Below are 12,314 nucleotides of genomic sequence, written 5' to 3' on the forward strand. Positions count from 1 at the left end.
GAGGATCTATCTTTTTATTCAATATTTGATAATATACGTTCTGCACCTAATTTTAAAATTTTAATAAAGATATAATTTACAATCGTAAACATTACAAATAAAACGATAAACATAACCCACAGTCCGACATGAAGGAAGAAGTATAATAGACTTACTCCCGCTACAATAACTAAAGCTATTAAAATATTAGCTAAAAAATTCCACAAAGTTGTATAGCGGCTCTTAAATAATTTCTGCTCTGTATCCCAATGTATATCTGCAGTTTGTGCATCCCAGCGTGTGCCGATTAAATTAATTAGTAATAAACCGTTCCCACTTAATAAGAACCAAAGAACCATAAATACTGGAGAAATTCCCGCTACAACTGCCATCGTAATACCGAACACTGCTAAAATAATTACATTAATTAACCAAGCCGTGATTGCTTTTGCAAAAAAGATATCCGAAGCTTTTACAGGTAAATATCGATTTACAAACCAAGAGCTTCCATCACGTGAGAATGAAGTTGTTGCGATGACATTACTTCCCATTAAAAATAGAGAGGCACAAAGGCCAACACCAATTGCAAGTCCTGCTGATTTTGGATTATCAATATATCCCGTGATCCATTTTAAATTCCCATCTTGCACGAATAAAATGAAGAACAACATAATCGGCATAACGAAAGTTTGTACGATACAATTTAAGAAAAATTGTGGTGTACGGAATAACGTTTTAAATTCTTTTTTCACATATGCTTTCAAATGTGAACTTTGTACCGTAGATTTCTGTAAGCCTTCTGCTGAAATGACCTCTTTTTTTGCTGTACTCGTTGAAAGTCCAATAACCCCTTTTAAATATGTACGCTCTGCAATGTAATAAAACAACACAAAAAATACAAATGAAATAACTGCAAAGATTATTACGTATAAAGGACCCTTCCAATTTGCATTTTCTACTAATGCTACTGCTCCAAAATATGTAGTTGGAAAATAGTTTGTCATTTGTACTAAAAGAGAAGATTGGTTGTTTGCAAGGTAATCCGCAATTGCATCTTCAGAAAACGAACTTTTATTTTTCCACTGCAAAAATACGTTAATTCCTACAATAAATAGTATACTTACGATTCCAATAAATATATTTCCTCGGTCTTTATTTTTCCCTATATTTGTATACCTCATAATAACTGTCATGAGTAATGAAGCTAATACTAACGGCACAATCGGGAAGAGTATGTAAATAAAAATCATGTATATGTAATATGTAATAAATGCGCCACTTTTTAAACCGTACGTAATGAAGATTGGTAGTAAAATGAATGAACTCATTACGTATTGTGTAATTAATACTGTTAAAAATTTTGCCGAAATAATTTGCGCTGGTTTTAATGGTAATGGTAATAACATTTCAATGTCATTGCTGTAGTAAAATACAGTTAAAATGTTCGTAATACTCATTAAAAATACCCATATACTCGCAATCGCAAGTCCCATTGCGATAATCATTCCTGGATCTTGCCCTAAATGTATCATTCCCTCATACATTGCATGCGTAATAGAACCAAACAGTAAAAAGCCGACAAATAAAATAGCTGCAAATGAAAATACGTACGCCGCTCGTTTCTTCTTATCTGTTAAAAAATCTGCATAATTTAATTTCAATAATACTTTCGTTAACGTCCAAATTTTACTCATTGCCCGTCATCTCCAAGAACATTTTTTCAAGTGATTCGTTGGATTTAAAATGATCTCTCATTTCATCTAAATTCCCTTTGAACTGAAGGTTTCCCTTATTAATAATCGCGACGCGGTCACATAATTTTTCTGCCACTTCTAATACGTGTGTAGAGAAGAATACAATCTTTCCTTTATCCGCATGTTCTCTCATCATTTCTTTTAAAATATATGCAGATTTCGGATCGAGCCCAGTTAACGGTTCATCTAAAATCCATACATCTGGCTCATGCACGAGCACACCAATAATAACGATTTTTTGTCTCATACCGTGCGAGTAACTTTGAATTTGATCCGATAAAGCATTGTAAAGATCAAATTTCTTCGCTAAAGTCTCGATTCGTTCTTGGCGTACTTCTTTCGGCACTTCATACATATCTGCCATAAAGTTCAAATATTCAATTCCCTTTAATCGTAAAAACATATCTGGACTATCTGGAACATAACCAAACGTCCTTTTCGCCTCCATCGGATTTTTCATAATATCTATACCATTAATCGTAATCGTCCCTTTGTCCACCCCGTGAATACCAGTAATCATCTTAATTGTCGTTGATTTACCCGCACCATTCGGTCCTAAAAATCCAAAGATTTCTCCGCTAGGCACAGATAAACTTAAATCTTTTACTGCATAGGTAGACCCATTATAACTTTTTGACACATTCGTAATCTCAATCATTCCATCCAATCCTTTCCTTAATTACCAAATAACTATATTAACATTATAGCATACTTCTATTTTTAGATTTTTATATTTTTTCAGTTTTTTTAACCTTTGAAATAAATATACAAACCTAATCCAACGATTAAAACGACAGCTAGTATAATATAAATCATCGTAAGCCTTCTAATATTCCCCTTTGTCGCTTTACTATAATTTGCATCACCATTTCGCCCAATTAACACCGTTGCCACTACAGTAATGACTACAAGTAATACAACGATCATGATCCAAGTTAACATGCCTTCCTCCCCCTCCTTACAACCATTTTACAATATTATCCTCTTTGTTTCGCAGTATATTTCCTCTTTTTACTATTATTATGAAAAGAATTGGAAAACTATTATTACTATACATTTTCGTACGTGATATATTTATAACATAATATGAATTATTTCTAACATTGAAAGGAGAATCTATCGTGAAAACAACTTGGATTAAATATTTAGGGTTTCTCGGTTTCTTCGGTTTCCTCGGCTTTTTTTATGAAAAAGGATTGTTTACTATGTTTTGTTTCTTCTCCTTTTTCACAACGTATAGAACGGTTCAACACGATGAACTGTTTGAACAAATCGTCAATAAATCGTGCCGTAATGCTTTTATCGTTACATTACTAACTACTGCTATCATTCTGTTTATTGAAATGTTATTTCCAAACCCAGTACTACAAGAGATTGATATCGCCCTTATTTTCAGCACACTCATTCTTACGTTCGGGTTCTCTATGTTCTTTTACGATAAACCTGTTGACGAAATGGAAGATGCACCATGGCGTTCGTAACGAAAATAAAAGAATATCGCGCTAAATTGAACATGACACAAGAAGATTTAGCAAAGAGCGTTGGTGTACGTCGTGAAACAATTAGCCACCTTGAAAAAGGAAAATACAACCCTTCCTTGCGGCTTGCTCACGATATAGCGAAGGCACTTCATAGTACGATTGATGAAGTTTTTATTTTTGAAGATGAATAAAAAATACCGGCATTCTTTTCACAAAGAATACCGGTATTTTTCGTTTATCACCCATACAAAACCGCATGAAATACGCCCAGCAGTAAATATTGATTCTCTATATAACCCTCATCATACACATTCATCTCAATATCATACATATCTTCCTCAAGACGAATATTCCAATCTGCGATTATATAACCTTTTCTCAATAACTTTCCCATCCCAAAAGTAGTTTTATGAACAACATATTCTTCTCCCTTATATGTAAAGGTAAATAAGAAATTTGCATCCAATAACTTTCCGTCACATACAAGTATTTCATGCTCTACATCATGATTATCTTTGTACGTTACTAAAATCCTTCTTTGGCGCTGCCTACTTACATCCTTTGCAATAACGCGAATATTGTCCTTACTATCCTTTATTTCATAAATGATATTACTACCGACTTTCGGAATAAAGTCTAGCACTTTCATCAACGTATTTTTATAATAGCCCCGTACTGCTCCTACTCTTTCGCTTTCATTATAAACCTCTATTGACGTCGTATCCGCTTTACTATCACACAGTCGTTTGTAAGAAAGCTGCATCATTTGCTCTCCTCTTAAGTACTGATCAAACGTCACAGGATATTCTATTGCGCGCAGTTCTTTATTTAACTCATATAAATAGCGTTGAACACTCTCCACTACTGTTGTAGTAGAGAAACATTCTTGAAGCTCAAATTGTTGCCAGCTGGAAGAAACTCTCCACTGATTGTCCTCTTCATAAGAGAAACTAAGAATGATCTCTTCACGGTCAGGCGTTTCATAATTCATATGTACATTCTGCCCATGTTGCACTTGCTCCATCCACTGTCCTAAATAAATGCCGAGCTCTGCGACCTTCACACATGACTTTTGAAAAAATACGCTGTTACTCGCGTGAATCGTTACATCCCCTTCGATAAAGCCCTTTGAATAAGCATCATACCGCGGCTCATCTTTCTGTGGGATATTCTTGTCTAACTCAAATAAAAACTTTAACATTCTTTATTCACCTCTAGTTGTTACACAGCTCTTTCCTAAATTGACCGCAGTAATTCAAAATATATCAACGATTTTTTCGATATATCGACTTATCAACAAATATCGACACGATTAAAATGAAGCTACCTTTTCTTCCGCCACTTCTACAAGTTCTAAAATTTGCAGCAGGCTCTCCACTTCATAAGTTGGCTTAACACTTGCCTTATTCTCTTTCAAACTCGGATTATACCAACACGTATCAATGCCGTAATCTTCTCCGCCTTTCATATCAGAAGTGAGCGAATCTCCAACCATTAGTACACTTGATTTATCCGTAATCCCAAACTTTTCAAATGCATAATCAAAAATCTCACGTGCTGGTTTTTGATGACCAACCTCTTCTGAAATAATAATATGATCAAAGAAATTACATAAAGGCGAATTTCCGATTCTAGATTGTTGCACTTTCGTATATCCATTCGTAATGATACCTAACTTGCAATCTTGTAGATTCTCACATAATTGCACTGCACCTTCTATAAGATGTACTTCTTTCCCTAAGTTTTCAAGGTATGCATCACTAAATTGCTGCGCATCTACTTCTATATTATGAAGGGCAAATAATTGTCTAAATCGATCTACCGCTAATTCACTTAACGTAATCATTTTATTTTCTAAATCTCTCCATAACCCATTACTAATCTCTTTATAACTTGCAAGATAATCAGTATACCCTGTAGGCATACCGAACTGTACAAACGCATTATGTAATGCGTGTCTTTCCGTTTCAGGAAAATCTAATAATGTATCGTCTACGTCGAATAATATAACTTTGTATTTCATGATGTTCTTTCTCCTCAATTCTATTTCAAAAATTTATTCTCATAGCTTATAAACTTTTATATATTTCGTGATGGATTGCTTTAACCCGCTCTTTATAGAATACACCTTTATCTTCTATTTTCAAATGTGCTATAAATAAGTTTGCAAGCATGACCGCTGTATCTAACCTATAAAATAAACTAACGATATGAGAAGTAGCGTTAAAGATACTATCATTCTTATATCCATCTTTAAATTCATCCCAACTAACCTCATTTGTTTCAGCTATTCTCATAAGCTCCAGTAATGGATGACCAATTAAAGCGTTATCCCAATCAACTATTGCTTTAACTTCTCCATTATACCCGATTAAATTGGCTGGTCGAATGTCCATATGTAGTAAACTCTTTTCATGATCCGCTGTACTAAGAATATGTTCAATTGTTTTTATATCTGGAAGTTTCATTCCACAGTTCGTAATTGTATTAAACCCTTCTATCCGTTTCACAATTCGTTCTGCTATATACTTACTAATGGGCTCTCTAATATTTTGTTCGTAATGCAAATCATCAATTGGCATGCTATGAAGCTTGCTCACTAACTCTCCTATTTTGTGCGCAGAAATTGGCATATGATCAGTATACACACAATCCGAAATTAAAAAATCAAGTTCGGCAGAAAGATGCAATCCGTGTATCTTTGGCACTGAAATACCTTTTGAATGACAATACTTAGAAAGCTCTGCTTCCTTTTGCAATGAAATCCGACTATTAAATAAATCTTCATTTATATTTTCTACTTCTCTTTCCCATGGCACTCGAAATGCTAAAGCTCCCTTTTCTGAATCTCCTCGAAAAACAATATTTTGCACTCCCGTTCCAATCACCTTTAAATCCTGAACAGCTAATTCCTTATAATCTTGACTTAGTATTGTTGCTAGCTTTTCTCTTAACCCCTCTGCTTTTCCACGTGTATGAATCATTTTATCCCCCGATTCGTAAGTTCTTTTCATCCATTCTCTCTTCGTTGCACAACATCCTCATTAGCAAAATTATAACAACAATAGTAAAAGGAGGCTAATCCAATCAGCCTCCCAAATTCTTATTTATCCTCTAACAATAACTCTTTCATTTCTTCTAACGACTCTTTCGTAAAGCCAAGTGCTTTTTCAGCATACGCTTCAACTGAACCGTATTGCTTTTTTAATTCATCAATCGCAGCTTGTAAATACTCAGTGCGTGCTTCAAACATCGCACCCAATATCGCTCTACTCTCATCGTTTTGTAGTTTTGCGCCTAAAAAGGCCATCATTTTCTCGTTTAACTTTTCACGGAAACCGTTACTTAGTAAATAATCTTCCATTACTGTTTTCTCTGGTACACCTAGTAAAAGTAATAATAATGCTGATCCAAATCCAGTACGGTCTTTTCCAGCTGTACAATGGTTTACTAACGGTAAGTTTTCCGGGTTTTGCGCTAAGTTTAAGAAGCTCACAAATGCTTCATTACCACTTACGAAATCTTGATTCATTTTCACAAGGTATTCACCTGGTTTCCCTAACATAGAAAGGTCACCAACTTGGAAAAACTCATTTATATTTAAGTCTTTTGCTAAATCTTGCATAACTGGTAAGCACACTTGACGAGCTCCTGTAATCTCAGGGTTTGGCTTATGCTTCACTTCAAAGTCTGTACGGTAATCGCAAATTAACTTTAAGCCAGACTTTTGTAAATAGTCGATATCCCACTCTGTTAATCCTGCTAATTCTTCAGAGCGGTACAATTTGCCCCATTTTACTTTACGGCCTTCAAGCGTTTCATATCCTCCCATATCACGGAAGTTAAACGCGCCTTGTAATGGCAATCTACGCTCAGCTACTGTTACTGCTTGTCCATTACTACCTACTAGTCTAAAATATGGACGCTCATTTTCGCTCGGGTTTTCAATTGTATATGATGATTCTCCATTTACCGTTGCAAGTAATTCTCCATTTTCTTCAATATGATCTGGCGAAGTACTCCAATAAATGCAAACTTCCTCTATATTATTTTCCCACTTTATTTGTAACGTATTATCTTCATTTCTTTCTACAGTTGCTTGTAACCAATTTCTTTGCTGCCCCATTCTTTCACCAACGCTTTCTCTTATAATCGAATCTTATCCTATTGTATTATACGAATATCTACTTTGTCGTTCTCATTTTTCTTTTTATCTTACAAACAGGCAAAAAGTTCCCCACTTTTCACCTTCATAACGTTCTGAAACTTTTTCAACATTCCAGCCTTCTAACAATACATTTGGATACAATAACACGAATGAATGCATGGATTGCTTTAACATATATAGTCCCCTCCCGCTATACGAGTTCGAGAGTATACATCATTCATCCTCCTAAAACTTTCTCACATATCTCTCAGTTGAACTAAGCAGCTGACATCCATTCTCTTCAAAAACATCCTTCATCCACTCATTTTGTACATTTGTATCACCGATATAATAAGATGCACCTATTTCTTTTAAAACAAACATTGCCCCTGTAAAGAATGCTGCTTCATACCCTTTATTTCTCATATTTGGAGCGACTGCGAAATACATAAGTTTTCCTTCTTCTAACGTCCCCTTTTCAATATGCGGGATTACAATTCCTATCAGCTCTTCACCTACACTCGCTGTTAAACAATGTTCTTTCCATTGCTCACCAATTTCTTGTAGCATCATATTTCCAAATTGATCATAAGTGACTTGTTCTTCCGTCATCTCACTCCAAAGAGAATAAAAAGCATCTTCTCCTACTTCTTCAATCAACTTAAAATCAATTTCACTTTCTACATCTTCTCCTTTATATAGATCCTTAAACACAATGATGTTTTCAGTAACATATTCAAACGAATACGTTTCAAAACATTTTTTATACATATTATAATTGGGGCTTTTCGAAGAAATCTCAAAATGTAAGTTTTCTATTCCCTCTTCTTCAGCCTCAGCAACGCAATATTGCATCATTTCCTTTAATTGCTCTTCTGTAAAAATCTCTGCATTATTTTCTTTTATCATGATAGAAGAAGCATTTCTTCTTATTTTAAAATGTTTTTCTAACTGTTCTATAGTCGTCATATACTTCCCTCATCTATGTCATACTTGAATTTCTACTTGTTCTCCTTGCATGAGCAGGATTGTCCTTGAATATATAGAATACTAGAAAACATCGCATCTTTAAAGTGCGGAGGAGGTTCTCCATTGGATATTACAGCGCTGCAACAACAGTTAGAGCTTATACAACAAAATGACTATACGCAACTGCGACATATAGATATAAATGAATTAACGCTCCATATGCTTCAGTATATTGGAACGACTGATAGTTACGTTCGTTACCAGCTTATATATAAATGTTTTGTGCATTTTATTCATCATGAATTCCTTATGGATGATCAACTGAAATTACTGTTGCAAACTTGTTTAAGTGATGAATATTTATATTGTGACATTTACTCCCCGCATTCAGATGGGGTTTTCACACGTTCTTACACTGTTTCGTTACTTGCGTTAATACTCCAATTCGCTAATTCGCACTACTTTTGTACAGAGGAGGATATTGAAGAAATAAAAAACAAACTCATTACATACACAAACTTAGAAACAGATTTCCGAGGCTATATTGAAAATAAAGGATGGGCTCATTGTCTTGCTCACGTATCTGATGCCTTTACTGAAATTGTCCACAATTCTTATACGACCTTTGAATGGTATGAAGAATTAATTCATTGCTTATTAAATAAAATCTTCATTCCATCTGACCTTTTTCATAATAACGAAGATGAACGAATTGTTACGCCATTACTAGCAATGCTGTATCATGACTTCCCGCAAGATGAGTTAATTTCTATTATTCAAAAAAAAATAAAAAGGCTTCCCCAAATTAGAAAACGCCTTTCGTTAAATGAATATTGTATTTTATGCGCCAACATTAAAACCTTTTTACGCACATTATTTTTCAGAACGAAAGATGACCATAACTTAGCCTTTACAGCACGTAAAACAGAAAGAATGTTAAAAGAACTTCCTAATTATTATTAGCTATAAGGAGAACAACTATGGGGTATATCGAAGACATGAGAAATTTAGTAGGAAATCATCCACTAATTTTAATAGGTTCACACGCTATTATAGTAAATGAGAAAAATGAAATATTATTGCAGCTCCGTACAGACTTCAACCGCTGGGGCATCATTGGCGGCGCCTTAGAATATAACGAAACGTTAGAAGACGCTTTAAAACGAGAAGTATATGAAGAAACTGGACTTATTATTAAAAATCCAGAACTATTCCGTACATATTCAGGACCAGATTTCTTTCAAATCTACCCAAACGGCGATCAAGTACACGGTGTACTCGTTGTTTATATTTGCCGAGAATTTCACGGTGAGCTTGTATGTGATCAAACAGAATCAAAAGAATTACGTTTCTTTCCGCTTGATGAATTACCTAGTACTCTTCATCCAGTTATTGAGGGGATTCTTCGCGATTTTCATCACTCCAATTAAAGATAAAAATAAAACAACCTCATTTCCCGTCATGATAATGCGAAATGAGGTTGTTCATGTTAGATCGTTATCTCAATCTGATTTCCTTCAGGATCACTTACTACACTTTCGTAGTAACCATCCCCTGTAGTACGCGGGCCATTTAACACAGCGTATCCTGCTTCTCTTAATGTATTCGTTAATTCGTTCACCTTTTCTTTACTACCTACAGAAAAAGCAATATGCGCATATCCTATTGTTTCTGTTTGTAATGCATCCTCTATCCCTACCCGCTTCATAAGTTCTAGACGCGCACCACCTTCAAAAGTTATAAAATAAGATTTAAATTGCTTTTTTGGATTATGATATAAGCTATTTTCTTCACCATTAAAATATTGTTTATAAAAATCACGCATTCCTACTAAATCATTCACCCAAATTGCTACATGTTCAATTTTCATAATTGGCACCTTTTCTTTTATGTTATTCAACTGACAATTGGATGCTTCATTGCCAGTACATTTAATTTTCTTTATTCGTTCTCGTAATCATAAGATCAAGTCCAAGGCTTTTTAATCCATATAAATAATCTTCTTTCCAATTGCTCACTGTTATTTTCGGAATATGTTCCGCCGGAATGTACTGCGGACAAGTTTTTACAATTTGATCTATAACAAATTGATTCACTTCATCATCACAGAAGATAAAGGCATGAGGGTTAATAATAGCTATACATGTAGCTATTAAACGAGTAATAGCATCTATATTATATTCCTCTGGATTATTCGAATCTTCACTTCTCAAAGCTTGTAAGAAATTTTTATTATCATACTGCGGTACGAAAGATATCTCTCCTGAGAAAAACGTACTCCCTCGTACGACGTCTCCATTTACCATAATCCCCGCACCTGGTCCATTTTGACCTGAATATAAATATACAAGAGAGGAGTTTTCATTATTTCCAGTATTTTTATGATAACCGAGTACTGCGGCATTCATATCGTTTTCGATTACTACTGGTATAGAAAACTGTTCCTCCAAATGACTTTTCAAATTAAAATTTTGGAACTTTTCATATCCAGGAATATAAAAAATACGACCATTATCAACCGAACCAGGCACACCTATTGATATAGAGCTTATTTTCGGGAATGTAGCGATAAGACCTTCAATATGTTTAGATAATACATTTACGCCCGTATCAACTAACATACTTGAAGTACTCCCCTGTTCTTTTACTTCCCCTAAACAGTTAAAAATTGTATAGTTCGTCTCATTTTTTTCTAAAAATATCGCTAAACCTAACATATATTCTGGATTATATTCATATCGTTTCGCTCTTCTTCCACCACTTGAATCATCTAAACCAGCTAAAGTGACTTCACCGTCTTGTTTCATTTTTTCTATAAATTTACTTATCGTTGGAAAACTGATTTCTAATGTATTACTAAGCTCAACTTTCGTTGCACTACCTCGCTCTAAAAGAACTTTACGAATGCCACGAAGGATTGTCTCTTTAATCGATTTTTGAGTAACAAACTGTTCACTCAAATCGCTCACCACCTTAATCAACATACTTATTAAACCCTTTTAATAAGTTGCGTTGACAATATATCATACATCATTTTCTAAAGCAATAAAGATGATATATTTCCGATGCACGCACTCTCTGTTTTGCTTGATGCATTCATACAATTCCAGATAAGAGAACAAATAATAAAACAGCTAACAAGGTATTACGTATTCCGAATGATTCCCCTAGTATACCTAGCCGACTAAAAAGGCTGTTGTATAACCGATGATAGCAACTTACAGCAAACGAGAAAACCGGCAAAATAAATACGAAAAAGAGCGTTTCAAGAAGCAAGCAATGTCTTTGTACAATTGTCCGCACTCTTTTTCTTCATATGAAACACCTTTCACATTGTCTATACGATACGACACCCGTTTATTCATATACCCATGAAAAACGATTTCTATAAGTCTATCGTTTTAATAACCTTGGCTGGGTTACCACCAACAACTACATTATTAGGTACATCTTTTGTCACAACTGCTCCTGAAGCAATTACAGCGTTGTCTCCAATTGAAACACCAGGGTTAATAATAGCGCCCCCGCCAACCCAAACGTTGTTACCTATTTTTACTGGTTTTCCATATTCTTTACCAGAGTTTCGTTCTACTGGATGTAAAGGGTGCGTAGCAGTGTAAATGTGAACACCAGGTGCAAACATACAATGATCACCGATTCGAACTTCACAAACGTCTAAAATCACACAATTAAAATTTGCGAAAAAGCTCTTTCCAACATGAATATTGTAGCCGTAATCACAACGAAAATCAGGATTAATTTGAGCTTTCCCATCAGCTGAAGAACCTAAAAGCTGATTTAATAATGTAAAACGTTGTTCATCCCCTGTCTCCATCGCCTCGTTATAAAGACGTGTTAAACGTTTTGCCTCCACCCTATCAGCTACTAATTCTTCGTCATCCGCAATATACATTTCTCCCGCTAACATCTTTTCTTTTTCTGTTTTCATAGAATCATCTCCTTCGTAATCAAATGAACCCTACT

16 protein-coding genes and 1 pseudogene are annotated in these 12,314 nt (G+C 34.7%); 4 read left to right on the forward strand and 13 right to left on the reverse strand.

Annotation, left to right across the window (positions count from 1 at the left end; all coding sequences use genetic code 11):
• Window positions 1-14: 14 nt before the first annotated feature.
• The 3 genes from MKY00_RS16360 to MKY00_RS16370 all read right to left on the reverse strand — a co-directional run bounded on the left by MKY00_RS16360 (window position 15) and on the right by MKY00_RS16370 (window position 2,675).
• Window positions 15-1,673 carry a putative ABC transporter permease subunit gene (locus MKY00_RS16360; protein ID WP_016718074.1) on the reverse strand — a complete coding sequence of 553 codons (1,659 nt, stop codon included), beginning with the start codon at window positions 1,671-1,673 and terminating at the stop codon, window positions 15-17.
• Window positions 1,666-2,391, reverse strand: coding sequence for an ABC transporter ATP-binding protein (locus tag MKY00_RS16365; RefSeq protein WP_000570196.1), 726 nt, complete (start codon window positions 2,389-2,391; stop codon window positions 1,666-1,668). Before MKY00_RS16365 ends, MKY00_RS16360 begins: the two co-directional genes overlap by 8 nt.
• 89 nt (window positions 2,392-2,480) lie before the next feature.
• Window positions 2,481-2,675 carry a hypothetical protein gene (locus MKY00_RS16370; protein ID WP_000958869.1) on the reverse strand — a complete coding sequence of 65 codons (195 nt, stop codon included), beginning with the start codon at window positions 2,673-2,675 and terminating at the stop codon, window positions 2,481-2,483.
• A 179-nt stretch (window positions 2,676-2,854) separates the two neighbouring features.
• On the opposite strand from MKY00_RS16370, the gene MKY00_RS16375 reads away from it, so the two are divergent.
• Both MKY00_RS16375 and MKY00_RS16380 read left to right on the forward strand, forming a co-directional pair.
• Entirely contained in the window at window positions 2,855-3,214 is a 360-nt protein-coding gene (locus MKY00_RS16375) for a DUF3796 domain-containing protein (RefSeq protein ID WP_016718075.1), read from the forward strand.
• Complete coding sequence (locus MKY00_RS16380) at window positions 3,202-3,405, forward strand: helix-turn-helix transcriptional regulator (protein ID WP_016718076.1); 204 nt, start codon at window positions 3,202-3,204, stop codon at window positions 3,403-3,405. Before MKY00_RS16375 ends, MKY00_RS16380 begins: the two co-directional genes overlap by 13 nt.
• A 47-nt stretch (window positions 3,406-3,452) precedes the next feature.
• Here MKY00_RS16380 and MKY00_RS16385 read toward each other — a convergent pair whose 3' ends face one another.
• From MKY00_RS16385 to MKY00_RS16410, 6 genes are all read right to left on the reverse strand, one after another.
• Window positions 3,453-4,415, reverse strand: a complete 963-nt coding sequence (locus tag MKY00_RS16385; protein WP_016718077.1) for a tubby C-terminal domain-like protein — start codon at window positions 4,413-4,415, stop codon at window positions 3,453-3,455.
• A gap of 111 nt (window positions 4,416-4,526) precedes the next feature.
• On the reverse strand, window positions 4,527-5,237 hold the full coding sequence (locus MKY00_RS16390) for a YjjG family noncanonical pyrimidine nucleotidase (protein WP_016718078.1): 711 nt from the start codon (window positions 5,235-5,237) through the stop codon (window positions 4,527-4,529).
• A gap of 46 nt (window positions 5,238-5,283) precedes the next feature.
• The gene (locus MKY00_RS16395; protein ID WP_073530413.1) at window positions 5,284-6,228 is read right to left on the reverse strand and encodes a phosphotransferase family protein; all 945 of its coding nucleotides are present in this window, start codon (window positions 6,226-6,228) and stop codon (window positions 5,284-5,286) included.
• A gap of 89 nt (window positions 6,229-6,317) precedes the next feature.
• Window positions 6,318-7,340 (reverse strand): tyrosine-protein phosphatase, encoded by a 1,023-nt coding sequence (locus MKY00_RS16400; protein ID WP_016718080.1) that lies wholly within the window; start codon window positions 7,338-7,340, stop codon window positions 6,318-6,320.
• 84 nt (window positions 7,341-7,424) lie between these two features.
• Complete coding sequence (locus MKY00_RS16405) at window positions 7,425-7,556, reverse strand: hypothetical protein (protein ID WP_016718081.1); 132 nt, start codon at window positions 7,554-7,556, stop codon at window positions 7,425-7,427.
• A gap of 51 nt (window positions 7,557-7,607) precedes the next feature.
• The gene (locus tag MKY00_RS16410; RefSeq protein WP_016718082.1) at window positions 7,608-8,330 is read right to left on the reverse strand and encodes a GNAT family N-acetyltransferase; all 723 of its coding nucleotides are present in this window, start codon (window positions 8,328-8,330) and stop codon (window positions 7,608-7,610) included.
• Between the two features lie 123 nt (window positions 8,331-8,453).
• Here MKY00_RS16410 and MKY00_RS16415 point away from each other — a divergent pair, with 123 nt between their 5' ends.
• Complete coding sequence (locus MKY00_RS16415) at window positions 8,454-9,293, forward strand: DUF2785 domain-containing protein (protein ID WP_074585786.1); 840 nt, start codon at window positions 8,454-8,456, stop codon at window positions 9,291-9,293.
• 17 nt (window positions 9,294-9,310) lie between these two features.
• Window positions 9,311-9,760 carry an NUDIX hydrolase gene (locus tag MKY00_RS16420; protein ID WP_000540479.1) on the forward strand — a complete coding sequence of 150 codons (450 nt, stop codon included), beginning with the start codon at window positions 9,311-9,313 and terminating at the stop codon, window positions 9,758-9,760.
• 59 nt (window positions 9,761-9,819) lie between these two features.
• Here MKY00_RS16420 and MKY00_RS16425 read toward each other — a convergent pair whose 3' ends face one another.
• The 4 genes and pseudogenes from MKY00_RS16425 to MKY00_RS16440 form a co-directional block, all read right to left on the reverse strand.
• Complete coding sequence (locus MKY00_RS16425) at window positions 9,820-10,200, reverse strand: VOC family protein (protein WP_000687577.1); 381 nt, start codon at window positions 10,198-10,200, stop codon at window positions 9,820-9,822.
• Window positions 10,201-10,261: 61 nt separating this feature from the next.
• Complete coding sequence (locus MKY00_RS16430) at window positions 10,262-11,290, reverse strand: ROK family transcriptional regulator (RefSeq protein WP_016718083.1); 1,029 nt, start codon at window positions 11,288-11,290, stop codon at window positions 10,262-10,264.
• Window positions 11,291-11,426: 136 nt separating this feature from the next.
• Window positions 11,427-11,548: pseudogene (locus MKY00_RS16435) on the reverse strand (MFS transporter); the annotation flags it as partial.
• Between the two features lie 167 nt (window positions 11,549-11,715).
• A complete protein-coding gene (locus tag MKY00_RS16440) occupies window positions 11,716-12,279 on the reverse strand; it encodes a maltose O-acetyltransferase (RefSeq protein WP_016718084.1) in 564 nt (187 codons plus the stop codon).
• Between the last annotated feature and the right edge of the window lie 35 nt (window positions 12,280-12,314).

This window comes from Bacillus sp. FSL R9-9834 (genome assembly GCF_038006905.1).
GTDB classification, from domain to species: Bacteria; Bacillota; Bacilli; order Bacillales; family Bacillaceae_G; genus Bacillus_A; species Bacillus_A pacificus.